General features: G+C 60.2%; 22 protein-coding genes. 9 read left to right on the forward strand and 13 right to left on the reverse strand.

Annotated features, from left to right (window positions below):
- The first annotated feature begins 76 nt into the window (after positions 1–76).
- From HF955_RS17300 to HF955_RS17315, 4 genes are all read left to right on the forward strand, one after another.
- A complete protein-coding gene (locus tag HF955_RS17300) occupies positions 77–400 on the forward strand; it encodes a hypothetical protein (RefSeq protein ID WP_291076872.1) in 324 nt (107 codons plus the stop codon).
- A gap of 30 nt (positions 401–430) precedes the next feature.
- Entirely contained in the window at positions 431–1,594 is a 1,164-nt protein-coding gene (locus tag HF955_RS17305) for a PAS domain-containing sensor histidine kinase (protein WP_291076873.1), read from the forward strand.
- Between the two features lie 8 nt (positions 1,595–1,602).
- Positions 1,603–2,223, forward strand: coding sequence for a response regulator (locus tag HF955_RS17310; RefSeq protein WP_036260307.1), 621 nt, complete (start codon positions 1,603–1,605; stop codon positions 2,221–2,223).
- Between the two features lie 74 nt (positions 2,224–2,297).
- On the forward strand, positions 2,298–2,690 hold the full coding sequence (locus HF955_RS17315; RefSeq protein WP_036260097.1) for a response regulator: 393 nt from the start codon (positions 2,298–2,300) through the stop codon (positions 2,688–2,690).
- Positions 2,691–2,722: 32 nt separating this feature from the next.
- Here the strand turns inward: HF955_RS17315 and HF955_RS17320 are convergent, their stop codons facing one another.
- From HF955_RS17320 to HF955_RS17335, 4 genes are read right to left on the reverse strand one after another with little or no spacing between them, the layout of a single operon-like run.
- Positions 2,723–3,064 carry a metalloregulator ArsR/SmtB family transcription factor gene (locus HF955_RS17320; RefSeq protein ID WP_291076874.1) on the reverse strand — a complete coding sequence of 114 codons (342 nt, stop codon included), beginning with the start codon at positions 3,062–3,064 and terminating at the stop codon, positions 2,723–2,725.
- Positions 3,061–6,324, reverse strand: coding sequence for an efflux RND transporter permease subunit (locus HF955_RS17325; protein WP_291076875.1), 3,264 nt, complete (start codon positions 6,322–6,324; stop codon positions 3,061–3,063). The genes HF955_RS17320 and HF955_RS17325 overlap by 4 nt, the downstream gene beginning before the upstream one ends.
- Entirely contained in the window at positions 6,321–7,310 is a 990-nt protein-coding gene (locus HF955_RS17330; protein ID WP_291076876.1) for an efflux RND transporter periplasmic adaptor subunit, read from the reverse strand. The genes HF955_RS17325 and HF955_RS17330 overlap by 4 nt, the downstream gene beginning before the upstream one ends.
- Before the next feature lies 1 nt (position 7,311).
- On the reverse strand, positions 7,312–7,671 hold the full coding sequence (locus HF955_RS17335) for a rhodanese-like domain-containing protein (RefSeq protein ID WP_291076877.1): 360 nt from the start codon (positions 7,669–7,671) through the stop codon (positions 7,312–7,314).
- A gap of 142 nt (positions 7,672–7,813) precedes the next feature.
- Here HF955_RS17335 and HF955_RS17340 point away from each other — a divergent pair, with 142 nt between their 5' ends.
- The 4 genes from HF955_RS17340 to lldD all read left to right on the forward strand — a co-directional run bounded on the left by HF955_RS17340 (position 7,814) and on the right by lldD (position 11,093).
- The gene (locus tag HF955_RS17340) at positions 7,814–9,091 is read left to right on the forward strand and encodes an FAD/NAD(P)-binding oxidoreductase (protein WP_291076878.1); all 1,278 of its coding nucleotides are present in this window, start codon (positions 7,814–7,816) and stop codon (positions 9,089–9,091) included.
- The gene (trxC, locus tag HF955_RS17345) at positions 9,088–9,546 is read left to right on the forward strand and encodes a thioredoxin TrxC (protein WP_253065528.1); all 459 of its coding nucleotides are present in this window, start codon (positions 9,088–9,090) and stop codon (positions 9,544–9,546) included. Before HF955_RS17340 ends, trxC begins: the two co-directional genes overlap by 4 nt.
- 26 nt (positions 9,547–9,572) lie before the next feature.
- Positions 9,573–9,776 (forward strand): DUF2892 domain-containing protein, encoded by a 204-nt coding sequence (locus HF955_RS17350; protein ID WP_027836366.1) that lies wholly within the window; start codon positions 9,573–9,575, stop codon positions 9,774–9,776.
- 126 nt (positions 9,777–9,902) lie between these two features.
- Positions 9,903–11,093 (forward strand): FMN-dependent L-lactate dehydrogenase LldD, encoded by a 1,191-nt coding sequence (lldD, locus tag HF955_RS17355; protein ID WP_291076879.1) that lies wholly within the window; start codon positions 9,903–9,905, stop codon positions 11,091–11,093.
- Here the strand turns inward: lldD and HF955_RS17360 are convergent.
- From HF955_RS17360 to HF955_RS17400, 9 genes are all read right to left on the reverse strand, one after another.
- A complete protein-coding gene (locus HF955_RS17360; protein ID WP_291076880.1) occupies positions 11,063–12,646 on the reverse strand; it encodes an MFS transporter in 1,584 nt (527 codons plus the stop codon). The genes lldD and HF955_RS17360 overlap by 31 nt on opposite strands.
- 11 nt (positions 12,647–12,657) lie before the next feature.
- Positions 12,658–13,023, reverse strand: coding sequence for a nuclear transport factor 2 family protein (locus tag HF955_RS17365; protein WP_291076881.1), 366 nt, complete (start codon positions 13,021–13,023; stop codon positions 12,658–12,660).
- Positions 13,024–13,095: 72 nt separating this feature from the next.
- Positions 13,096–13,911 (reverse strand): nuclear transport factor 2 family protein, encoded by an 816-nt coding sequence (locus HF955_RS17370; protein WP_291076882.1) that lies wholly within the window; start codon positions 13,909–13,911, stop codon positions 13,096–13,098.
- Between the two features lie 182 nt (positions 13,912–14,093).
- Complete coding sequence (locus HF955_RS17375; protein WP_291076883.1) at positions 14,094–16,412, reverse strand: TonB-dependent receptor; 2,319 nt, start codon at positions 16,410–16,412, stop codon at positions 14,094–14,096.
- Between the two features lie 243 nt (positions 16,413–16,655).
- A complete protein-coding gene (locus HF955_RS17380; RefSeq protein ID WP_291076884.1) occupies positions 16,656–18,335 on the reverse strand; it encodes a class I adenylate-forming enzyme family protein in 1,680 nt (559 codons plus the stop codon).
- Between the two features lie 88 nt (positions 18,336–18,423).
- Positions 18,424–19,497 carry a hypothetical protein gene (locus tag HF955_RS17385; RefSeq protein ID WP_291076885.1) on the reverse strand — a complete coding sequence of 358 codons (1,074 nt, stop codon included), beginning with the start codon at positions 19,495–19,497 and terminating at the stop codon, positions 18,424–18,426.
- Positions 19,498–19,597: 100 nt separating this feature from the next.
- Positions 19,598–20,593 carry a helix-turn-helix domain-containing protein gene (locus tag HF955_RS17390; protein WP_291076886.1) on the reverse strand — a complete coding sequence of 332 codons (996 nt, stop codon included), beginning with the start codon at positions 20,591–20,593 and terminating at the stop codon, positions 19,598–19,600.
- A gap of 116 nt (positions 20,594–20,709) precedes the next feature.
- Positions 20,710–21,600: an SDR family NAD(P)-dependent oxidoreductase gene (locus HF955_RS17395; RefSeq protein ID WP_291076887.1), complete on the reverse strand. Its 891-nt coding sequence runs from the start codon at positions 21,598–21,600 to the stop codon at positions 20,710–20,712.
- Entirely contained in the window at positions 21,597–22,841 is a 1,245-nt protein-coding gene (locus tag HF955_RS17400; RefSeq protein ID WP_291076888.1) for an acetyl-CoA C-acyltransferase, read from the reverse strand. The genes HF955_RS17395 and HF955_RS17400 overlap by 4 nt, the downstream gene beginning before the upstream one ends.
- Positions 22,842–23,082: 241 nt before the next feature.
- Here HF955_RS17400 and HF955_RS17405 point away from each other — a divergent pair, with 241 nt between their 5' ends.
- Positions 23,083–23,883 (forward strand): DUF1295 domain-containing protein, encoded by an 801-nt coding sequence (locus HF955_RS17405; protein ID WP_291076889.1) that lies wholly within the window; start codon positions 23,083–23,085, stop codon positions 23,881–23,883.
- Positions 23,884–23,900: the final 17 nt, after the last annotated feature.

Here is a 23,900-nt window from a genome sequence, read left to right on the forward strand (position 1 = left end):
CGCAAAAGTCCGCGGTTCTTGCGTCTTCGGCCTGATTACGGTGAACCCCTGCGCCAGCGTATAGGGAGTTTCCCCTATGGGTCAGTTCGTCCCCCTCCTCTATTCCGGTGCCGAAATCTGGAGGGTCATGACCGTGAACCGTTTGATGTTTCTTTCCGCTTCTGCAGCCCTGCTCGTGGCAGGCCTTGCCAAGATGGCGACGCAGGCCGCCTCGCAATCGGTATTGCTGATTCCCACCTGCCTCGGCGGCAGTGTCGAAGTTCCGCTGGAAGGGGCATCGACACCGTGGCTGCACTGTTGGGGATGTTATGCCGCACTGGCGGGCTCAGCCGGCCTGACCCTGTTGCTGGCACAACAGATTCACCGGAAGAGAGAGGCCGTGCGGATCCGGCTTTCCTAAATGCGCGGCCACCATTACAGTGGATCGAGCATGGCCGATCCACTGTCCGACCTCTGGCGCGTTGATACTTCCGATTTTCAGGATTCGGATTCGCTTCAATCGATTCTGACGTCCATTCTCCGGTCGGTACCGGACGCGATGATCGTGATCGACGATTCCGGTGTGATCATGGCGTTCAGCCTGGCTGCGGAGACACTGTTCGGATACAAGGCGTCAGACGTTGTGGGCAAGAATATCAACTGCCTGATGACCGAAACGGACCGGGTTCATCACGACCAGTATATCCGCAATTACCTCGTCACCGGCGAACGCCAGATCATCGGCATTGGCCGAATCGTCGAGGCGCGCCTGGCCAATGGCGACTCCATTCCGGTTGAACTGAAGATCGGGGAAGCCGCCATCGGCGACCGCAAGCTGTTTACCGGCTTCATCCGGGACATCACGGAGCGCCAGGCCAACATTCACCGGATCAGCGAGTTGCAGGCCGAGATCGGGAATTTTTCCCGGCTGAGCGCTGTGGGCACAATGGCCTCTGCCATGGCACACGAACTGAACCAGCCCCTGACCGCCGTGGCGAACTATCTGGAAGCGGCCCGCGACATGCTGGACGCGCCGAGTGCAGATGATTTGGCTATGGTGCAGGAAGCCCTGACCGCCGCAGCCGAACAATCCATCCGCGCCGGCCAGATCGTGCGTCGCCTGCGCGACTATGTCTCGCGCGGGGAACTGGATCTGCGGCCGGTGGACCTGAAGGCCGTGATCGACGATGCGGTCACAATAGCCAAGGTCGGCATTGACGGCCCACTGGCCCGCGTGGTGGTCCGGATGGAGGATCCGGAAGTGCGTGTGCTGGCGGATCGCCTGCAATTGCGCCAGGTGTTTGCCAACTTGATCCGAAACGCCATTGAAGCCCTGTCGGAGACCGAAACGCCGCAAATCTGGATTCACACACGGCACGCTGATGGCGAAACCGCCATTCAGGTACGGGACAATGGGCCGGGCCTGTCGGAGGAATTGATTCATTCCCCGTTCGACGCCTTCCAGACCACGAAAGCAAACGGCATGGGACTGGGCCTGTCGATCTGCCAGACCATCATCGAAGCCCATGGCAGCACCATCGAGGTCAGTTCCCAACCGGGCGCCGGCGCCGCCTTTACGTTTACGCTGAGAACCGCCATAGAAGTGACGGAGTGAGCAAGCAGATGACCAAGACCGTCTTTCTCGTAGATGATGATGATGCCATTCGGCATTCCGCCAGTTTCATGCTGCGCCATGCGGGATATACCGTCAAAACCTTCCCGGACGGCGTGACCTTTCTGGACGAATATGCGCCAAACGATTCTGCCTGTATCCTGCTGGATGTGCGCATGCCGGTGATGGACGGACTGGCGGTGCAGACCGCCCTTCAGGAACGCGGCAACACAATGCCGATCATCGTGCTGACCGGACATGGCGACGTCTCTGTAGCAGTCCAGGCCATGAAGAATGGCGCGATCGAATTCCTGGAAAAGCCCTATGAAAAGAAAGCATTGCTGGAAGCCATCGAAACCGGTTTCAGTCGCCTGGCGGATGCTGAGGCGCAAACCGGCCTGAAGAACGACGCCATCGCGAAGCTGACCCGCCTGACATCGCGCGAGACCGAAGTTCTGGATTGCCTGGTCGAGGGGATGACCAACAAGGCGATTGCCGATGCCCTGTCGATTTCCCCGCGAACGGTGGAAATTCACCGCGCGAACCTGATGGAAAAGCTGGAAGCCGACAGCCTGTCTGCCGCGCTTCGCATTGCGTTCGAAGCCGAGCGCGGCCGCAACACGACTGCCTAGGTAAGTCTACGTAGGGACGCCTTGGGGGCGGACGCGTAGAGGTGAGGTTGGCCCAATCTCAGGATAGTCGATACATGCGTGAACCCGTTCCCCAGCCCAGCATGCTGAGGGTTGCCCTCGTCGAAGATGATGAAGAGGTGCGCTACTCACTCATGATGCTGTTGCGGTCGCGAGGGTTCTCGGTCGACTCCTACCGAAACGGCATGGAAATCCTCACCAACCAGCCAGCCCTTCAGGTCGACTGCCTCTTGATCGACTACAAACTGCCCCGCTTCAACGGCGTCGAATTGCTGGAGAAGATGCGCTTGGCTGGAGACCACACACCCGCCGTGCTGATCACGGGCTATTACTCCCCGACACTTAGGGACAGGGCGATTGAAGCGGGCTTTCTCGATGTTGTCGAGAAGTCTTCCGACCCGCAGGAAGTGCTCGAAAAGCTGGCGCTCGCCAGCCGGTCCGCTCACTGAGCAGACCTCACAGCAAGTCGCACTGTTGGCGATCAATCGTCGCGCGCAGGCAATTTGTAGTACCCGCACAAGGTCTGGATCACGGCGGAGCCGATGCCGCGGGACGACGCGTACAGGATCGTCTGCCCGTCCCTGCGGGAGGTCACCAGATCGGCACTGCGCAGTTTGGATAGATGCTGGGATACGGTCGACACGGACTGATCCACCGCATCGGCTATCCGGTTCACCGGCATTTCTCCCTCGTCCAGCAGGCACAAAATCTTGAGCCGCGTCTCATGAGACATCGCCCGCAGCGTGTCGCACGCCGTCTCCATCTTGCCGGACAGGGCAAGAAAAGGTCGGCCGGAGGCGGAACGGGCGCGCGACTTGTTCATGTCTGCATGGCTTCAGCCGACATTTCGGTGGCGCCCTCCGCCTCCCCAACAGGCGCTGCGCGCCAGTCCGGCCCCTTCAGCGCCACATAGATGGCAGGAATGACCAGAACGGTGAGCGCTGTTGATGAGGCCAGACCGAACAGGAGGGAAATGGCGAGTCCCTGGAAGATCGGATCAGTCAGGATCACGGCAGCACCGATCATCGCGGCCAACGCCGTCAGCAGAATTGGCTTGAAGCGGATCGCTCCCGCCTCCAGCAGGACCTCCTTCAGGGGCTGGTCGGCGAATTGGCCGTGCCGCACGAAGTCCACCAGAAGGATGGAGTTTCGTACAATAATACCTGCCAGGGCGATGAAGCCGATCATGGATGTCGCGGTGAAGGCGGCACCAAACAGCCAATGACCGATCATGATGCCAATCAGGGTAAGCGGCACCGGCGTCAGGATGACCAGCGGCGTGCGGAATGTGCCGAATTGCGCGACGACGAGAATATAGATCGCGATGAGGGCAACCCCGAACGCCATGCCCATGTCCCGGAAGGTGACATAGGTGATTTCCCATTCTCCATCCCACAACAGGGACGGCACCGTTTCGTCTGCCGGCTGGCCGTACAGGCGGATGGCCGGTTGCTCCAGCCCTGCAGCGGCCCAATCGAACGCCTCGACCCGATCCTGGATTTCCATCATCCCGTAGATCGGGGCCTCGAACCGGCCCGCCAGTTCGCCCATGACCATGTCGGCGAAATAGCCATCACGACGAAAGATCACCGCAGAACCGGATTCCATGCGGGTATTGACCAGCGTTCCCAACTCGACGGGCTGTGCCCCTGCACCGGACTGACGGGGCACCGGAAGGCTGGCGGTCCGTTCCGACCAGACTTGCGCCGATTTCGGCAGACGCACCGACACAGGCAGCGGGTCCCGCCCGGCCCCACGCGGCGTGACGCCCACGATCTGGCCCGAATAGATCAGCGCCAGCGAATCCAGCACATCCTGTTCAGCCACGCCCTGGTCCGCCGCGAGCGCCTCGTTGACCGAAAGCACCATGCGCGGTTGCGGGCCACCAAAGGAATTGTCGACATCAACAATGAACTCGGTTTCGCGGAACAATTGCTCGACTATGTCAGCAGTCTTGCGTCGGCTTTCCGCATCCGGTCCGTAGATCTCGGCCAGGAGTGTCGACAGGACCGGAGGCCCGGGGGGAACCTCCACCACTTTGACGCTCGCGCCCTCCGGCAACGGAACACCTGAAAGGAGGTGTCGCAGGGCCAGCGCGATGTCGTGGCTGGATCGATTGCGATGGCTCTTTTCCAGAAGATTGACCTGGAGATCGCCAAGCTCCGGCGCCGCCCGCAGGAAATAGTGGCGCACCAGGCCGTTGAAGTTGAATGGCGCGGCTGTACCTGCATAGGCCTGGATCGATTCCACTTCCTCGACTGAGTCCATCGCCGCTGCGAGAGCGAAGAGCGTACGTTCGGTTTCTTCAAGCGCGGTGCCTTCCGGCATGTCCAGCACGATCTGGATTTCCGACTTGTTGTCGAAGGGCAGCAGTTTCACTGTAACCGATTTGGTGGCGAACAGGGTGAGCGACGCCAGTGTCGCGACGCCAACGATGGCGAGGAAAATCCACGCATTCCGCCGGCTCTCGACGATGGGCCCGGCCATGGACCGGTAGAACCGCCCGAGGCGCGTCTCCTCGTCTGCAGCATGTTCGTGCATGGGCGCCTTGCCGGCGATCTTCATGAGCAGCCAGGGCGCAATCCCGACAGCGACGAAGAAGGAGAACAGCATGGCCGCGGACGCATTTGCCGGAATGGGCGCCATATAGGGGCCCATCAGGCCGGACACGAACATCATGGGCAACAGGGCGGCGATGACCGTCAAGGTGGCCACGATGGTCGGATTGCCCACTTCGGCAACCGCTTCGATGGCGGCCTGTACGCGCGGACGGCCATCGCGCATCGCCCAATGGCGCGCAATGTTCTCGATGATGACAATCGCGTCGTCGACCAGGATACCGATCGAGAAGATCAGGGCAAACAGGCTGACTCGGTTGATGGTGTAGCCCATCATGAGAGAGGCAAACAAAGTCAACAGGATTGTGGTGGGGATGACAATCAGAGTGACCAGGGCTTCTCGCCATCCAATGGCGAACGCAATCAGAATGACAATGGAGACGGTCGCAAGTCCGAGATGGAACAGGAGTTCATTGGCCTTGTGATTGGCTGTCTCGCCATAATTGCGCGTCACGGCGATATGGACGCCTTCGGGGATCAGTTCCCGTTCCAGAAGCTCCAGCCGTTCCAGGATCTGGTCGGCGACGACCACGGCATTGGCACCCGGGCGCTTTGCGAGTGACAGGGTCACGGCAGGCAGGGTCTCGAAGCCATCGCGGCCCTGGCGCCGCTCAAGCGTCCAGGCGCGGGCTTCGGTTTCAATGCCTGCGACGCGAACCCGTGCAAGGTCAGACAGATAGACCTTGCGGCCATCGGGAGCCTGGATCTCAAGCCGTTCGAGATCTCCGATTCCCTCGATCCGGTCCCCGGCCTGAATGATGATGGAATCTCCTGAGCCGCGCGCCGTTCCGATGGGTCGGGCCTGGACGGCTTGCGCGGTGGCGCTGACCAGCGACTGCAGCGACACGCCATAGGCCGACAGCGCCTCAATGTCCGGCTCGATCCGCAATTCGAGCGAGCGGCCGCCTATGACATCGGTGAGGCCGACATCTCCCACCTTGACGAGTTCCTTCAGGACTTCATCGGCCAGCATGCGCAGGCTGGTGTCGTTCCAGACTTCTCCGGTCCAGGGTTCCGGCGAGAAGGTCAGCGTCACGATGGGCACATCATCAATGCCGCGCCCGATCACTTGTGGCATCTCCACTTCGGGCGGGATCCGGTCGATATTGGCCCGGATCTTTTCGTGGATGCGCAGGATCGCGTCGTCCGAATCTGTTCCGACCATGAAGCGTGCCGTAACGATGACACCGTCATCCCGGCTCTGGCTGTAGACGTGCTCGACGTCGGGGATCGCCTTGACGATTTCCTCCAGCGGCTCGGTAACCTGTTCCACCGCATCGGCGGCCCGCAGGCCGGGCGCCTGGACGAGAATGTCGACCATGGGCACCGAAATCTGGGGCTCTTCCTCGCGCGGAATGGTCAGCAAGGCCACAAGGCCAACCGCCAGGGCGGCCAGCAGGAGAAGCGGCGTCAGCGGCGAGCGGATGGTGGCCCGAGTGATCGCACCGGAGATGTCGGCTTTCATGAGTTTTCGTCCCCGGGCAATTCGATGATGTCGCCCGGGCGCAGGCCGGACAGGACTTCGTACACGCCAGTGGACACAAGCGGCTCAGCCAGCACGACCGGCGCCTCGATGAATCGTTCTCCGACTTTCACCCGGACAAAGTCCACACCGTATCGCGTGGTTACGTATTCTTCCGGCACGATGATCGCACGCCGGTCGCCCACAGGGGCAAGAACGTCGGCACGCTCCCCGACCAGCGCATTCAGGCCGCCTTCCACAACGGCATCTGCCACCACCGCACCGTCGCGCAGGGCCGGGTACACTTTCTCGATCCGCGCGGTGCGCACATCATTGTCACGTGCCGGCAGGCGGATCGATACTTCGCGGCCCTCTTCGAGAAAGCTGAGATGTCGCTCCGGCATGGACAGGCGCACCAAACCGTCCAGGGTTGCCAGATTGGCCACAACCTGACCGGGCGAAACAACGCTGCCTTCCACCACCAGGACATCGGTCACGCGCGCATCGACCGGCGCACGGATGTCTCCCTCTGCACGGCGAGCCATCAGACTGCGGCGCTCCTCCTCTGCGGACACACGATTGGCCCGGACCACGTCGAGCGCAGCCTTTTCCTGATCGTAGCGCGCCTTTGGGTAAAATCCGTCCGCCAGCAGTTTTGCCGCGCGGGCCAGATCCTCTTCCTGTTGGCGGACCTGCGCCGACAGGCCTTCTATCCGGGACGTCAGCGCATTAATTTGAGGCGCCAGTGTGTCGTCGCTGACAAAGGCAATCACCTCCCCTTCGCTGACAATCTGCCCCTCATCCACGGTCAGCTGCGTCACCACGCCCTGCAATCGCGCGCGGGCCATTGCTGTGTCGCTGGCCTCGATACGACCAACCACCGGCCGATAGTCGGTGATGATCGATTCCTGTACGGCCAGCGTCTGGGCTGACCCCATACCAGCGAGACCGGCCGCCACAGCAAGGCCAGCGAGCATGCGCGTGAACATGTCAGTAGGCTCCATTGTCGACGATAGACCCTGTGGCCGGGTCGAGCCGAATGCAGGGCAGGCCAGACGACTTCCACGCCGCGATGCCGCCAGCCATATGGGCGGCGTCAGCGCCTGTCGCCTTCAGGAAAGTTTCGAGCGCCTTGCGCGACCGCTTGCCGGAGCCGCACTGGAACACCACGCGCCGACTGCCGTCCACAGGGAACGATTTCGGCTCGAAGGTCGACAACGGGTGCAACAGGGCGCCGTGAATGCGTTCATTGGCGAATTCCGCCGGTTCACGCACGTCGACGAGCAGGATCCTGCCCGCTTTCAGATCATCCAGAATTGCCGTGGGGGTCAGGTCGTATTTGTCTGCCATGAAGAGCCTCCTTTGCCAGCCTGCCGTGTCCGCTTCCTCGGGGATTTGATTTAGCGCAACGACAGCCCCGCCTATATAGGTGATATTGCGTATTTGCGAAAGTTCTAATATATAGTCAATAGAATTCGAGGGAGGAACTGCAATGGCACATGTCGTGATACTTGGCGCAGGGCTTGGCGGCCTGGTCGCCGCCTACGAGATCAATAAGACGCTGGGCCGCCAGCACAAGGTTTCGATCATCAACGAGACAGACTACTACCAGTTTGTCCCCTCAAACCCCTGGGTTCTGGTCGGGTGGCGCGACCGCCAGGAAATCACGATTGATCTGGCAAAGCCCCTCAAGAAGCGTGGCATTGAACTGATTGTCGGTACGGCTGAAAAGGTCGATCCAGCCGCAAAATGCGTGCGCATGCCTGATGGAACACAGGTCGACTATGACTATCTGGTGATCGCCACGGGCCCCGAACTCGCCTTCGACGAAATCGAGGGGTTTGGCCCTGACGGTCACACACATTCAGTATGCCACATTGATCATGCAACAAAGGGAGCTGCCGCATTCGAGGCGTTCTGCCTGGATCCCGGACCGATCGTGGTTGGCGCCGTTCAGGGAGCCTCCTGCTTCGGGCCGGCCTATGAAACCGCAATGATCCTTGAAACCGAGCTGCGCAAGCGCAAGATTCGGGACAGGGTGCCCATCACGTTCGTCACGCCGGAGCCCTATATCGGCCATCTCGGGCTGGATGGTGTCGGCGACACGAAGGGATTGCTCGAGAGCGAAATGCGCAACCGTCACATCAAGTGGATCACGAATGCCCGCGTCACCAGGATCGAGGCTGACAAGGTTCATGTCGAGGAAGTGAATGACGACGGGACAGTAAAGCAGTCAGTCGAACTGCCCTCGAAATACTCCATGTTCCTGCCGCCTTTCCGGGGGGTGAAAGCGGTTCGCGATATCGAGGGCCTGGTCAACCCGAAGGGATTCATTCTGACCAACGAATTCCAGCGCAATACAGCCTGGCCGGACATCTTCGGCATTGGCGTGTGCATTGCCATACCACCAATGGGAAAAACGCCTGTGCCGGTGGGTGTGCCGAAAACGGGATTCATGATCGAATCCATGGTGGAAGCCACTGCGCGAAACATTGCACAGCTCATCAAGGGAGAAACCCCAACGCACAAGGCCAGTTGGAATGCGATCTGTCTCGCTGATTTTGGCGATGGTGGCGTCGCTTTCGTAGCCCAGCCGCAAATTCCGCCGCGCAATGTCAACTGGTCTGCCTCGGGCGGATGGGTGCACATGGCGAAGGCGGGCTTTGAGAAGTATTTCCTGCACAAGCTGCGCACGGGACGGGCGGAAACCTTTTACGAGAATGCCGCATTGAGCCTGCTGAAGACCCACAAGCTGAAGGCTGAATCATGACCACAACACCGACCCGACATATCGTGTGCATCCATTGCGCGGCTGTGAACCGTGTGCCAACGGACAAGCAGTTGCATGAGGGCCAATGCGGAGCCTGCAAGTCTCCGCTGGCCAGCGACACGCCAGTCGATATTTCGGACAAGGTTCTGGACCGGCTGCTGGCGAGGGACGAGGGCGCCTTTGTCCTGGACGTGTGGGCCCCGTGGTGTGGCCCCTGCCGCATGATGGCACCAGACTACGAAGCTGCCGCCGCACATTATCAGGGCAAGCTCCGATTCCTCAAACTGAACTCTGAAGACAATCCGGACTCTGCCGCCCGCTTGCGCATTCGAGGCATCCCCTCCCTTTTCATTTTCAGACAGGGTCAGCAGCTGGATCACAAGTCCGGCGCCATGCAGGCCACCATGCTCGTGCAATGGATAGACGGTGTTCGTGCCGGCATGTCCACAGCCTGAACCAACTCAACACAAGGATCTGTACCATGAATCTTGATCGCGCCGTACTTGCCTTCGCCGGGCTCATTGTCCTGGCCAGCCTCGCGCTCGGCTACTGGGTGTCCCCCTACTGGTTTCTTCTGACGGCCTTTGCCGGAGTGAACATGTTCCAGGCAGCATTCACCGGGTTCTGTCCCGCTGCCATGATCTTCAAGGCCATGGGTGTTCGGGACGGACCCGCCTTCAAATAGGCTCGTATTCCAAACCCACCGAAAGATGGGAACGTTCGCCTGACAGACCTTTCCCGACCGCCACCGATCATAATAGGATCGTGCGGCACGCGCCCATATGTCGCGTCGGGCAAGAGGGTTTGGGTCATGATCATTTCGTCTCCGGACGACTACCGAAATGCGGCCCGGCGCAAGCTGCCCCGCTTTCTGTTCGATTACATTGATGGTGGCGCAAATGCCGAACATACGCTTCGCCGGAACATGGAGGACTTCCGGTCGATCCAGTTGAGACAGCGCGTTCTGAGAGGGACGACCGCTCCAAAACTTGGCGCGACCCTGTTCGGGGAGGCTTTGTCCTTGCCGCTCGCCCTGTGCCCCGTCGGGCTCGCCGGACTGTATGCAAGGCATGGAGAATTGCAGGCCGCACGCGCGGCGCAAGAAGCAGGCATTCCTTTCAGCCTGTCGACTGTTTCCGTGAAGTCGCTTGAAGACGTGTCTGCAGGCACCAACCGACCCATCTGGTTCCAGCTCTATGTGCTGAAGGACAGGGAATTCATGCGGTCAGCTCTGGAACGGGCGCAAGCCGCCGGAGTGAAAACCCTGGTTTTCACCGTCGACATGCCGGTACCAGGCGCCCGGTATCGCGATGCGCATTCCGGAATGAGTGGACCTCATGCCGCAATCCGGCGATTTGCCCAAAGCATCGCCCATCCGGAATGGGCTGTGTCGGTGGGTTTGTTCGGGAGGCCCCATGATCTGGGAAACATCTCGGCCTATCGGGGAAGGCGGACCAGCCTGTCTGATTATATCGGATGGATTAACAAGAATTTCGATCCGGAAGTGTCGTGGCGCGATTTGGAATGGATCCGGGACGCCTGGCCAGGAACACTGGTGATCAAGGGCATTCTGGATCCGGACGATGTGGACGACGTCATTCGACTTGGCGCCGACGGGCTGGTCGTTTCCAATCACGGCGGTCGGCAGCTGGACGGCGTCCCGTCGAGCATACGTGCCCTGCCCGGTATTGTAGCCAAGGCGGATGGCCGCGCAAAGGTTCTGATCGATTCCGGCATACGCAGCGGGCTGGACATTGTGCGCGCCCTGTGTCTGGGCGCAGACGCCGCCATGATCGGCAGGGCATACATCTATGCCCTCGCCGCTGGCGGGCAATCGGCCGTTGCGAACCTGATCAGCCTGTTTCGCATGGAAATGCAGACGGCCATGACGCTGATGGGCGTGAGCGCGATAGACGAGCTTGGCCCTCACCTGCTGCACAAGCTTCCAGCTGACTATCGATCAAAGAACGATCACGCCGCCCGTACCTGCATGCGAGACTGAACGCGCGCTTCGTCCCTTGGCAGCACGATGTAGGCGACAATGCCGAAGAGAAAGCCAGCCACTGGCAACATGAGACACCATGTCATGGCCAGTCGCAAGGCTTCCGCCGGCGAGTTTCCGGCTGCCGTGTAGACGTCACTGATCTGGCCGATCAGGTACGGACCGATGGCCGTGCCGATCAGCGTCGTGACCATGGTGAAGAAGGCGTAGGATGTTGCCCGCCCGCGCGGCACGTTCAAATCATTGATCGTCGCCATTGCCGGTCCCGTTGCCATGGCCGTGAAGAAAAACAGGGAAGCCAGGCTCGCATAGGACATGGTGAGCGAATGTGATGTCAGGAACAGAGTCGACAACAGGATCGCGCCAACCGCAGCGACGAGATACACGACCAATTTTCCGCGAATCCATTTGCGCCTAAGCCTATCGGCCAGTACCCCGCCAAACGTGATCCCGCAGAAGCCGGATACGGCACTAGACAGGCCGACCACCATTCCGACCTGACTGCTGGCCACATCATAGGAGCGCTGGATCAGCGGCACGCTCCAGAACGCAAAAGCGACGCCTACGAAAACGATGCCCGCCGCAGAGATTGTCAGGCAGATCATCGCGGTAGAGCGGAACAGGAGGTGAAAAACTTCCGGATCCCTGAGCAGGAAGGACTGACTCCAGGAAAACGCCGCGAACACGCCAATCGACAAGGCGACCCATTGGGTCACATCTCCCGTGATCGCCACCAGCCCCCAGCAGGCAAGGGCAAGCAGGAGGGCCGCGGCAACATTGACCAAAATCAGGGTCAGGGAGGCGCCGTTGCGATGGAGCAGCGCGAGATTGATGACGGGCAGCATGCTGCCGAGAGAGACCAAGACCTCCTTGAACGGAGATCCTTTGACGGCCTCGCTGCCGCCATCATACCGGCCGCGTTCCGGCTCCCGAATACGAGCGACAACCAGAGCCAGCAGAATGCCGGGCAGGCCTACGGCCATGAAGGCCACCTGCCAGCCCTTCAGGCCAAGCGGGGCAAGGCTGGTATCCGGATACCACGCAGCCCAGGCATCCAGAATGGAGCCGCCCAAGAACAGACCGCAGCCCAGACCGATATAGACCCCACCTGCATATATCGCGACGACGGTGGTTCGCAGATGCGGCGGGTAATAGTCATAGAGGAGGGAAATCGCGGCGGGAGAGGCGCTGGATTCACCGATGCCTACCCCGAACCGACAGGCAGCCAGCGAGGCAAAGCCGCGCGCCGTGCCGGACAGGGCGGTCATCAGGCTCCAGAAGCCGAGACCGATCGAGATCAGCTGCGTCCGGTTCCATGCGTCAGCGAGACGGCCCAGCGGAATGCCGAATGTGGCATAGAACACGGCGAAGGCCGTGCCGTAGAGAAAGCCAAGATCCGCATCCGAGACGCCCAGATCGGCCTTGATGTCCTCCGCCAGAATCGCGAGGATCTGCCGATCCAGAAAGTTCAGAACATAAACGAGGAACAGGATGACGAGGACACCATTGGCGTATCCCCGGCTTTCCCGTGGCGCGGCGAGCGACTGATCCATCGGTTCGGATATCAGCGCAGGGACGCAAGCGGAGTCGGATCAAGATATTCCTCGATCCGTGCGATCTTGCCGTCTTCGACCAGCACGACCGCGATGGCGTCGGCCTCGATTGTCTTTCCATCAAGGGTCTCAACCCGAAGGATGTGCTGTTGCATCCAGCCACCCGGAATCTCCACCATGCGCTGGATGTCATAGGTCCGGCTGCGGGTCTTCGAGATGATGTTCTTGAAAGTGGACATGTTCTGGTCGACCGTTTGGGTCTTCCGGTCATAATTGTGCCAGATGCCGGCATCGGGCTTGAAACAGGCGCGCGCACCTGGCTCGTCTCCGGCTTCGAGATGGCTCTTGAATGTGTTGGCGAGATCGAGCGCGCTCATATGGTGTCTCCTGACGCTGGAATGGATGTGTGTGCCTTGCACGCCGGTACGGGGCACACCTGATATTGCCGCCTATTCGGACAGCAGGGCCTGAACGTGATCCGGCACAGGCTCTCCCTTGCGGGTCATGTCGCCGATGGCCGGGTTGAAATAGTCCCGCCACAGACGGATCTTCCCATTCTCGAATTCGAACATGCCCATATAGGGAATCTGTACACGATTGCCATTGGCATCGACAAAGTCGTCGGCGCCTTCGACCATGAGCAGGTTGCCGTCCTGCGCGTGGCGCGTGATCCGCCAGCGAATGTCGCTCATGCCGGACCCGAATTTTTCAAGGAATGCGCGGATTTCGTCCGGCCCGTTCAGGGGCGCAGACCCGACGCGATAGTAGTATTGGACATCATTGGCAACATGTTCCAGCACGCCATCGATATTGCCCGCCTTCCATGAGTCCATGATCTGAGTGACGACCGCCATCAAATCCTGCTCCGGCTGGATCACGCCCATTTCCGTGAGCAATTCGTTGCGGTCATAGTATTCACGCCATTCGGAGACCATGCCGTTCTCGATCACGAGAACGCCGGTGACCGGCACCGATCCGTGCTGCCCATTGACGTCGAAATCGTCGACGCGCTCAAGGAATACCGTGTTGCCCGTGGCCGCGACGGTCTTCAATTGCAGCTCCAGCCGGGTTGCATGCTCCAGCAGCTTGCCGAGATGTTCGCGCAGGGTTTCCCGTCCGTGGATCGGTTCGATCATCATGGAATGCAGAACGGCGTCCGGGGCGAACAGATTCGCGATCCGGTCGACGTCCAGTTCATTCCACGCCGTCACCATTTCCTGGGCGACGGCGATGCTCTCTTCTTCCTGCGTCAGTTCAGCTGCCACATGTGTCTCCATAGTTTGATGAGTGCTCTGGCAGCCTGACACGTTCAATGCGCCTGCCAATGCCAGTTTGACGAAGGTATTCATATACCGAGTCCTTTCAGGTCTGCGGGATGGGAGGGCGGCCCGCGCGGGAGAGCACGGGCCGCTGGTCCGAACAAAAGGGGCTGTCCGGACCCGGGACGCTAGAATTTGTAGCCGAGCGAGATGCCATAGGTGCGGGGCGCACCAAGCGTAGACACCTCATCGCCCAGGAACGCGACGATATTGGTCCGATAGAACTCGTCAGCGATGTTCTTGCCCCACAGTGACACCGACCAGTCCGCATCCTGAGGCGCAAACGTGATCCGGCCATCGAGCAGGCCATAGGCATCCTCGTGCTGGAAATTATCCGGCAACCAGTAGAGCTTGCCCTGATGCGAGTAGGTCAGGCGCAAGGTCAGGGCATCCGTATGGCCCATGAAGTCCGACGTGTATTCACCGCCGACATTGAACTGGTAGTTCGGCGTGCGCTGCAATTCGTTGCCGGAATTGTCGAGCCCGTTGGAGTCGACGAAATCTTCATACTCGGTCTCGAGCAGAGTCACGGCGCCGAACACGAGCAAATCATCGGTCACGACCCATTGAAGTTCCGACTCGATGCCGGTGATCTTGGCATCCGCAGCATTGTCCGTGATGTTGCACAGGCAGCCATCATCGGTTTGCGTCACCTGAAGATCCTTGTACTTCATGTTGAACACGGCGGTATTCAGCCGCGCACGCCCATCCAGCAGGTCCAACTTCAGCCCGAGTTCGATATTCTCCACCGTTTCCGGATCATAAGGTGTGGTGGCAGCTGCCGGATTGGCCGGCGTATCCTCGAATCCACCTCCCTTGTAGCCATGGGAATAGGTGATGTATGTCAGCACCGAATCGTTCGGCTCCCATTCCAGTGTCGCCTGAGGTGTTACTTCTTCCGTGGTCTGCGAATAGGCCACGTCATTGAACGGCGTGATCAGCGGCGACAGCGGGACTGTGTCTGTCGGATTGTAGATGTCGCCTGTGCGAATCTGCAGGCCGGACACCGATCCGGTTTTCTTGTCCTGGGACCAGCGGACGCCGACCGTGCCGCGCAGCTGGTCGGTGAATTCATACCCGACCTGTCCGAACACGGCCCGGCTGCTCGTTTCGCCATTGTTGATCCAGTGGGACTCCCCGGACAATGTGCCGAGCACGGTCAGGGGCACTTCTGCCAGATAGCGGTCGAATTTGTCGACATCGTCTTCCTGGAGGTAGGCACCGACCAACCAGTTCAGCGGACCATCCCCCGTTGACAGGAGACGGAACTCCTGGGTGAGCTGGTCGATCTCTTCATCTTCGAGAACCGGGAAAGAAAAGGCGAGCGGGGTTGGTGTCACGCCAAACCCGTTCCGATAGCCGATACCGGTCTGGTCATACATGCTGAAGGCCTTGGCGGTCCGATAGCCGGTGATCGACCGGAACGTAGCGAAATCCCCGAGCCCCTTTTCAATGTCCAGGGTGAAGCCAATGGATTCCCGGCGCAATTCCTGGCCCTGGTCGAAATTGTCCCCGCTATAGCGATAATTCTGCGGCAGGCTCTCGCGAATATCCAGTCCGCCCGGAAGGATGGCGGAGATGGCATCACGTGTGGTGCTCCACGGGCCCTGCCCCGGCGCGCCCGGGTCATCAATCGCGACGCGGTGGACACCATTGGATTCATCGTCGGAATAATCCACGACTGCTCGGACCGTGAGGTCAGCACCGGACGGTTCCCACATGAGCTGGGCTCGCGCCTGGAACGAGTCGAGATTGTCAAGATCCCGGTTGTTGGTCAGGTCCTTGTTGTACCCGTCATGCTGGCGCGACTGGAAAGAAAGGCGTGCAGTGACATCCTGCGCGATTGTGCCGGTCACGTGTCCGTTGAACAGACGCGAGTCATAATTGCCGAACTCGGCATTGAAGGCGCCCCCGAATTCTTCCTCCGGTTTGGCCGTGTAGATGGAAATGGCCCCGCCGACGACGTTCCGCCCGAGCAGCACGCCTTGAGGACCGCGGACGACCTCGACGCGCTCAACATCAAAGAAATCGGAGTTCAGCAAACCGGAACGTCCGACATACACATCGTCTATGAAGATACCGATCGATTGGTCGGCAGAGGGGGAATCAAGGCGGGTATTGGTGATGCCGCGGATATTAAATTCCTGATCGAGCGGAGAGTTCTCCGTATAGCTGAGCGAGCTGATGCTGCGCGCCAGGTCCGAATAGCTCAGCACCCGGTCTTTTTCGAGCGACTCTCCGGTGACCGCTGACACAGCAACAGCTGCATCCTGCAGGCTGGATTCACGCCGCTGCGACGTGATCACCACCGTGTCGAGCGTTCGAGACGATTGCGCGCCATCGTCCGGCGTCGTACCTGCATCTGTTTCCTGAGCGTTTGCAGCGATCCCCGCCGCTGCCACGGCAAGCGCGATGGCGCTTGTCTTCATCAATCCAAAGCGACGCATCGCCGTCTTCCTCCCATTGCACACCCCGAGTTTCCGGGATTTCCTTGCCAGCCTGTTCCAGTGTCTTGGTGACCGGTAACGACCGTAAGAAATTGCTAGACCCGCCTAGTTAGTTTGTCAATGCAAGTGACTAGTTTTTATGGATATCTTTGATTTTAATCAGTTTTAATTGCCCCTGCTAGCATCCCGAATAATTGTTCAACAAAACCAACGTGTTAAACTCTCGGGCAAATCCATGATGGATCAGGCGGCAGCGATTCCCGACAAGTCGCGCCGGACCACCTTGCCCAGCGGATTGCGCGGCAGTCCCGGAACGACCACAAGCTTCTCCGGTAATTTGTAGACGGATATATCCTTTGACTTGAGGAATGCGACGAGTTCCTCCAGCGTCAATTCGGCTTCAGGCTGGGTGGCAACGACGGCGCAGACACGCTCCCCCAGACGCTCATCCGGATAGGCGGCACACGCTGCTTCGCGAACCGCAGGATGGCTCTCAATCAGACTGTCGAGTTCCGCGGGTGAAATGTTCACACCCCCACGAATGATGATTTCCTTGCACCGTCCGACAAAGCGGTAGAACCGCCCGTCCTCCTCTTCGGCAATCTCGAACAGGTCACCGGTCCGAAAGAAACCGTCTCTGTCAAATGCGCCTTCCGTCAAATCCGGATTGCGCCAATACCCGTCGAAGACCATCGCACCGTCGATGCGCAGTTCTCCTGCGCGACCGGGAGACGTGATCTCTTCATTTGTATCAAGGTCCACGATCCGGGTCCGCATGCGGCTCGGAAAGTTCAGCGCCCAATTCAGTCCGGGGGCACCGAACCTCGGGAAAAGCGCTGCCCGCATTTCCGGATCTTCCACAACCACCGGCGTCGAAATCAACGAGCATCCCTCATTCGACCCGAATACGTTCATGATCGCGACGCCGTATGTGTCCTGCCAGGCCTTGACCATGAAAGGCGGCAAGGGAGCGGACCCGGACGCGATACACTTGACCTGGCCGAAATCGATGCCTTCGAGCAGCTCGGGCTTTTTGAGCAGCATGGTGAGAATGGCGGGTGGCGCAACGGTATAGTTGATCTTCTCCGCCTGGAATTGCTGCAGGAAAACGACCAGATCAAACGGATGGTGCTGGACCAGGCATCCACGGCAAAGCAGCCACGGAATGACCATGCCACCGAATGCGGCGATGTTGATCAGCGGAAACGGATTGAGGATTCGGTCGCCGGCTTCCAGCATCGCCGCCTCGACCATGCACTCGCCATTGAATACCCAATGCGCATGATGGCGCGGGACGCCTTTGGGCGCCGCTTCCGTTCCGGATGTCCAGCAGATCGTGGCAACCTCGCCCGAATGCAGATCAGGTGTCTGCAAAGCCACCTCGGCAGCATCGGCTTCGGCCATCGCAAGAGAGGGATAGGGCTGCCCTTCCCCGATACAAAGCACAGGCCCGGAATACACGCCGCGTTCAGACAATTCCGACATCAGTTGGGCGTGGTTGCACCCATGGAAGTCGCGCACTGTCAGGATCAGGGCGGGCTGCAGCTGTTCAACAACGGATGTTAACTCGTGCGTGCGGAACGCCATCGCGACAGGGCTGAGAATGGCCCCGATGCGGGCACAGGCGAGAAAGGCAAGAACTCCCTCGACAATGTTCGGAAGCTGCGTGAGCACAACATCGTCGCGACCAACTCCGGCATGCGTGAAAACGCGCGCCATGGCGTCGACCCGCGCATCGACTTCGGAAAATGTCAGCCTTTGCGGTGTATCGCCCAGCAGCGCTTCACGATTTGAGGGGTCGACCAGCGCCAGTTCATCGCCGGATTCGGCAACCGCCACTCGCAACAGATCATCAATGGTGCGGTCTCCCCACCAGCCTCTGGCCCGATAATCGTCAAGACGCGCCTGGGGCGTGATCTGCATGCTGGTTCTCCCTGTCGTGGACGCATATCTGAGTATGCTTTTGCAAGTTTATATTCCGGATCAGACCGCTTGGCAATCAGGTGCACAGCTACTCCGCGATGCTGGCTCGAAACGGCGTCGCGAGCGGCGCGACCATCAATCCGGGCGCTGCATCGACAAGCGCGGAAACGGCGTTCACAACACTTCCGGCGACAGCCAATTGTTCAGCGCTTGTGCGTCCCGGCAGTCCCTCCGGCCGCTCCACGCCAAAGCTGACGGACACATCCGGAACACCGGAGACTTTCAACCGCCACAATTCCTTGTCGCCCTCAGCCACGTGCTCGTCATTCATGGCCCATGCAATCGAGAGCGCCACACGCTCCCGGCCGCCTGACATGCCTCTCCAACGCCAGTCTATGTGATTTGCTGTTCCGCTGGCGATCGTCCCGGCCCGGATATCGAGGTCCCGTCCCGATGGCAGCATGCGGTGCATGCGGCGGATCTCGTCGAGTTTCCAGCCCAGTGAATGCGCCACTGACGCGACAACATCCTCGAACATGGCATTGAGAGTCTGGGCCGGCGCCCAGGCATCGCTGTTCATGTCCACGGAACCGACTTCCTTGCCGAAGCCGAGCAGATCGAACACGTATTCGGGGCTCGCAATCTGATCCGTCAGGACAACTTCGCTGAGTGAGACATGATCGACCTGCGAACACACACTGGTCGCAAGCACGAGCAGCCGCTCTGCGGCAAAGCCCGGATTCAGTCCAGTGCCGCCGAAACTGCTGTTGCCGGCACGGCACGCAGCTTCCAGTTTGTCGCGGCGTGCGCCGGGCCAGTTCGGGGAAAACGTGTTGCCATTGATGCTCAGCACATTCTTCCCGGATGCGAGAAGCCGCGCGATGTCGTCGTCATGGCTGTCATGGGTCGCGCCAAGGCGGGCCGCATGTATCACGACATCCGCATCAATCGCCAGAATATCCTCGATGCTGTTCGTCGCGAGTACGCCTGTCTCGGGACGGTTGGCGATGCTGCCGGCATCGCGGCCAGACTTGTCCGAGCTGTAGACGAAGAGACCCGCGAGTTCGAGATCGTCCCTGTCGATGACGGCACGCAGGCAGGATTTTCCCATTGCCCCTGTTGCCCATTGAATGACCCGGATCGGCTTTTGACGCTCTCTCATGCAAACCCACTTCCCTGTTGCCTGGTCATACAAAAGACCAGGCCGCAAGATTGTCGGTTTTGTTATGAAAGTCTATAGGCTATCCCGAAGAAAGCCGCCATCAGGCATCGGAATTTTCGACAAGTTCGTACGAGACGTCCTGAGGCATGAGCGGCTCCTTGCATTCGGAACACCCCGTATAGGCATCCAATGGATGACCACACAATTTGTGCCGCAGGATGACGGGGGCGCCCTCAGGCGACGCATAATAGGTATCGCCCCATTTCTGCAACATGACCAGAACAGGGTAGTAATCGAGCCCCTTCTCCGTCAGCAGATATTCGAACCGCTCAGGATTGGTCTGATATATGCGCGGCGTCAGGATGCCGGTTTCCACAAGCCATCCGAGACGGTCCGACAGGATGTTGGATGCAATGGCCGTATCCTTCAGGATTTCATCGAACTTGCGCAGATGCGTGAAGATGGAGCGCAGGATCAGGCCGGCCCAGCGATCTCCCATCAGTTCGGCCGCTTCCGTGAACAAAAGGGATTCCCGCGCTGGCTGGTCGGCATCGCGACGTTGACGGCGCCGGCTGTAGATTGGCGCCATCAGACCGACACCCGGCCCTTCTTCCCACAGCACGTCCCGGGCGCTGATCACTTCCTTGCAATGCCCGCACAGCGGTTCGGGCGTCATCACATGCCCGCAGGTCTTGTGGGTCAGGCGGGGCTCCACCGCCTTTTTCCCGGTCGCCCAACGCTTCTCCCAGCGCAACAGCATCAGGGATGTCCAGTACAGGCCGAGACCCTTGTCCGTCAGGACATAATTGAAACGCGGCGGCGAGTCCGTATAGGCCTGCTTGCGCAGCAGGCCAGCCTCCGTGAGGCGTTTGAGACGATTTGAGATCAGGGCCTTCTGCAGGCCGGAATTCTTGCGGATGCTGTCAAACCGGCGTTGTCCGAACCAGATCGCCTCGAGGATCAGCAAGGTGGGCGTGTCACCCACGACCTCCAGCGCCCGCCAGATCGAACAGGTCCGGATCATGGGGCGTGGTTTTTCCGCCCTGGAACTTTCGGCAATCATGTCAGCGATCGTCAGCGCCTTTCCGACTGACATGCGCCAGCCTTCAACCAGTCTTCTCGACGCCCCGCCGGACCATCCGCATGCCGGCAGCAGGGGCTCAGGTTCACACCTAAGCCGTGGTGACTATCATATCAATACCTTATGGGCGGTTACCGCGCGCAGGACAATTCCTGCACGAAGTCCGCAAACGCCTGTTCCGCATGGCGAATTCGGTCGGCTTCAGGGTCGAACGTCTCCAGCTGGGCCCGCTTTTCCGCAAACCAGTCCCGGACATTTCCATCGTCCGGCAGCAGGGCCCCGCAGGATTCCAGCACGCGCACCTGCCGGACCATGCCGCCCCCCGTCATCCACGACGTGCCGTTCAGGTCGCAGCCCTCGCTGCACAGCCAGCTCACGAACGGCGCAACCGTTTCCGGCGCGAGCATGTCGTCGCCCTGCTCACCGCCAGCCCCCTTTGTCATTTGCGTGAGCGCATACGGCAGCACGAGATTGCTGGTGCAGCCATGCCGGGCCTCCTCGATCGCCATGTTCAACGCGAACGCCTGGACGGCCCCTTTCGAGGCGGCATAGGGCGAACGCCCACGTACGCCATACAGGCCCGCACTGGACGAGACATAAACCAGCCGGCCCGCGTCCGATTGCCGGATGGCGGGCAGCGCCGCGCGGGTCAACCGGACCACGGATTCGAAATTGGTCGACATGACAGCAGCAAAATTCTCGGGCGACATCTCCTCGAAGCGTTTGGCGTCGCCTGTGATGCCAGCATTGAAAACGACACCATCCAGCCGTCCATACGCGTCCAGCGCGGCGGAGACCATGGCGCCTGCCGCTTCCGGCGCGGTCACATCACTGGTTTCGGCAATGGCTACTCCACCGGCAGATTCAATGGCCGATACTACGTCCCGCGCGGAATCGGGTTGCCCGTCCCGGATCCGATTGTTCACGACAACCCGCACCCCGCGCCGGGCAAGGTCCATGGCGAATGCACGTCCCAGCCCCTTGCCTGCCCCGGTGATCAAAACGACCCGCGCATCACTCATGCCGGCGCACCTCCCTTGTTTCTGTCTGCGCCCTGGACCCGCTCAATGATCATAGCGCTGCCAATGCCGCCGCCGGCCAGCGTGACGACCAGCCCGAATTGACCGTCTCGGCGTTCCAGTTCGTGCAGGAGCGTGGTCGTCAGGATCGCACCCGTCGCCCCCATGGGATGACCCATGGCCAGATGGCCGCCATTGACGTTCACCTTGTCCATGTCGGGCGCATAGTCCCGCTCGAATGCGAGCGGGGGGGCCGCAAAGGCTTCCATATACTCGATGAGGTCCAGATCCCCGATCGTCAGGCCGGCTGTCTGCAGGCATTTCTCCATCGCCAGACTGCCGGCCTCGAACTGGTCGACCGGGTGGCAAGTGGCCTCGGCAAAGGCGCGGATTCGAGCCCGTGGAACCAGGCCCGCTGCCGCGCCTGCCGCCGCATTCCCCAACAAGACAAGGGCCGCCCCATCGGACATGCCCGGCGTGTTGGAGACAGAGTGCACATAGTCGATGCCGTCCAGATCCGGGTGCCGGGCGAGCATCATTTCATCGGCCGCACCACGCCCCAGCTCGCGAAATGCCGGCCGTCGCCGCTCGAGATCAGCCAGCGTCAGATCGTCTCGTATCCATTCATCGCGTGCGCAAATCGTGTCATCCTGTTTCACGCGGACCGCAACAACGCCCGTATCATACCGTCCATCCGACCAGGCGGCCGCCGCCCGCTGGTGAGAGCGAAGCGTCACGGCGTCGAGGTCCGCTTTCGAAAACCCCTTCCGGGAGGCGAGCAATTCGGCCCCGAGAATCGGCGCCAGCCAGCCGAGGCGGCGCGCGATTTCCGCATCGGTATAGACCGGTGCCGCATCCGCCAGAAACGCAACCTTCGACAACATCTCGACACCGCCCGCCAGCATCAGGCCGCCCTCTCCCGCCCTGATCGCGAGCGATGTGTCGCCAATGGCGGACAGGCCGGAAACGCAGTAATTGTTCAGTGTACGCGTCGCAACGTCCCCCAGCAGGCCCGCGCGCGCCTTGGCGAGATGCGCCATGTGTCCGCCCTGGGCTCCAACCTGCCCGACACAGCCAAGCACCATGCGGGTTACCAGCGAGGACAGGTCCGCGCCGGTGCGGGAAGCGATCTCGTCAATGAGGAGCGCGACGAGATCTTCCGGGGCGAATGCGTGCAGACCGCCATCCGGCCGCCCCTTGGCACGGGGTGTGCGCACCGCTTCGAAAATGTAGGATTCGGTCATCACTGTCTCCGCGTGGCCGCGTCGCCGACCACGACCCGCCATTAACTTGCTTATTGATACCGATAGCGCAGGAGAAGCACAGTTTTCAACCGCCAAGTTCGACTTTCCGACTGAATGCGCAACCCATACGTGAGGATCACAAAGGGTTGGTTTTTTATTGCAAGTCTATTTTCTGTCCCCTAGAAATCGCGGAGACTGATAGCCGGAAAACAACAAGATACGTGCAGGAGGGGAAACGTCCATGTTCCAGATCATACTCATCAATTTCGCCATATCATTGCTCGCCTTCATCAGCCTCTGGGCAGTGAGTGTGAAGATCCGCAATGCGAGCATTGTGGACATCTTCTGGGGCCCCGCCTGCGCCCTGCCTGCCCTGACAACCTGGTTGCAAATGGAGACACATTCCCTACGCGCGACCCTCCTCACAGGCCTGGTGCTGCTTTGGGGCGCCCGGCTCGGCCTGTATCTCGGCATTCGCAATGTCGGCCATGGCGAGGATTTCCGCTATGTGCGCATGCGGGAGAAGGCCGGGGGCGACAAGCCCTTCGTCATGCACAGCCTGACCCATGTGTTCATTATGCAATGCTGCATCTCTTTCTTTGTTTCACTGCCCGTGCAGGTCGGCCAATTCGGCACATCACCCTGGCTTGTCTTTCCGGATGGCGCCCTTGGCTTCCTTGCCTGGCTGGGCGTCGCCATCTTTGTCATTGGCCTGATGTTTGAGGCCGTGGGTGACCAGCAACTTCGCCGGTTCAAGGCTGACCCGACCAACAAGGGCAAGCTCATGGATCGTGGCCTCTGGGCATGGACGCGTCATCCCAACTATTTCGGAGACGCTGCCGTGTGGACCGGACTGACGCTGATCGCGCTGGAAAGCCAATGGGGCGTGCTGACAATTCTCAGCCCGCTGTTGATGATCCATTTCCTCTATAACCTGTCCGGGAAGGCCTTGCTGGAGCGCTCAATGTCGCGTCGCTATCCGGACTATGAGGATTACAAGCGGAGGGTCAGCGGCTTTCTTCCCCGGCCGCCTGCACGCTGAGAAAACGGGACCGGTCA

Origin of the sequence: Hyphomonas sp. (assembly GCF_017792385.1) — a bacterium.
Classification (GTDB): Bacteria; Pseudomonadota; Alphaproteobacteria; order Caulobacterales; family Hyphomonadaceae; genus Hyphomonas.

What these genes read in the sequence shown, in the direction of transcription:
- HF955_RS17300 (WP_291076872.1), top strand. Translation starts at nt 77, where the DNA reads ATGGGTCAGTTCGTCCCCCTCCTCTATTCCGGTGCCGAAATCTGGAGG.
- HF955_RS17305 (WP_291076873.1), top strand. Translation starts at nt 431, where the DNA reads ATGGCCGATCCACTGTCCGACCTCTGGCGCGTTGATACTTCCGATTTT.
- HF955_RS17310 (WP_036260307.1), top strand. Translation starts at nt 1,603, where the DNA reads ATGACCAAGACCGTCTTTCTCGTAGATGATGATGATGCCATTCGGCAT.
- HF955_RS17315 (WP_036260097.1), top strand. Translation starts at nt 2,298, where the DNA reads ATGCGTGAACCCGTTCCCCAGCCCAGCATGCTGAGGGTTGCCCTCGTC.
- HF955_RS17320 (WP_291076874.1), bottom strand. Translation starts at nt 3,064, where the DNA reads ATGAACAAGTCGCGCGCCCGTTCCGCCTCCGGCCGACCTTTTCTTGCC.
- HF955_RS17325 (WP_291076875.1), bottom strand. Translation starts at nt 6,324, where the DNA reads ATGAAAGCCGACATCTCCGGTGCGATCACTCGGGCCACCATCCGCTCG.
- HF955_RS17330 (WP_291076876.1), bottom strand. Translation starts at nt 7,310, where the DNA reads ATGTTCACGCGCATGCTCGCTGGCCTTGCTGTGGCGGCCGGTCTCGCT.
- HF955_RS17335 (WP_291076877.1), bottom strand. Translation starts at nt 7,671, where the DNA reads ATGGCAGACAAATACGACCTGACCCCCACGGCAATTCTGGATGATCTG.
- HF955_RS17340 (WP_291076878.1), top strand. Translation starts at nt 7,814, where the DNA reads ATGGCACATGTCGTGATACTTGGCGCAGGGCTTGGCGGCCTGGTCGCC.
- trxC (WP_253065528.1), top strand. Translation starts at nt 9,088, where the DNA reads ATGACCACAACACCGACCCGACATATCGTGTGCATCCATTGCGCGGCT.
- HF955_RS17350 (WP_027836366.1), top strand. Translation starts at nt 9,573, where the DNA reads ATGAATCTTGATCGCGCCGTACTTGCCTTCGCCGGGCTCATTGTCCTG.
- lldD (WP_291076879.1), top strand. Translation starts at nt 9,903, where the DNA reads ATGATCATTTCGTCTCCGGACGACTACCGAAATGCGGCCCGGCGCAAG.
- HF955_RS17360 (WP_291076880.1), bottom strand. Translation starts at nt 12,646, where the DNA reads ATGGATCAGTCGCTCGCCGCGCCACGGGAAAGCCGGGGATACGCCAAT.
- HF955_RS17365 (WP_291076881.1), bottom strand. Translation starts at nt 13,023, where the DNA reads ATGAGCGCGCTCGATCTCGCCAACACATTCAAGAGCCATCTCGAAGCC.
- HF955_RS17375 (WP_291076883.1), bottom strand. Translation starts at nt 16,412, where the DNA reads ATGCGTCGCTTTGGATTGATGAAGACAAGCGCCATCGCGCTTGCCGTG.
- HF955_RS17380 (WP_291076884.1), bottom strand. Translation starts at nt 18,335, where the DNA reads ATGCAGATCACGCCCCAGGCGCGTCTTGACGATTATCGGGCCAGAGGC.
- HF955_RS17385 (WP_291076885.1), bottom strand. Translation starts at nt 19,497, where the DNA reads ATGAGAGAGCGTCAAAAGCCGATCCGGGTCATTCAATGGGCAACAGGG.
- HF955_RS17390 (WP_291076886.1), bottom strand. Translation starts at nt 20,593, where the DNA reads ATGTCAGTCGGAAAGGCGCTGACGATCGCTGACATGATTGCCGAAAGT.
- HF955_RS17395 (WP_291076887.1), bottom strand. Translation starts at nt 21,600, where the DNA reads ATGAGTGATGCGCGGGTCGTTTTGATCACCGGGGCAGGCAAGGGGCTG.
- HF955_RS17400 (WP_291076888.1), bottom strand. Translation starts at nt 22,841, where the DNA reads ATGACCGAATCCTACATTTTCGAAGCGGTGCGCACACCCCGTGCCAAG.
- HF955_RS17405 (WP_291076889.1), top strand. Translation starts at nt 23,083, where the DNA reads ATGTTCCAGATCATACTCATCAATTTCGCCATATCATTGCTCGCCTTC.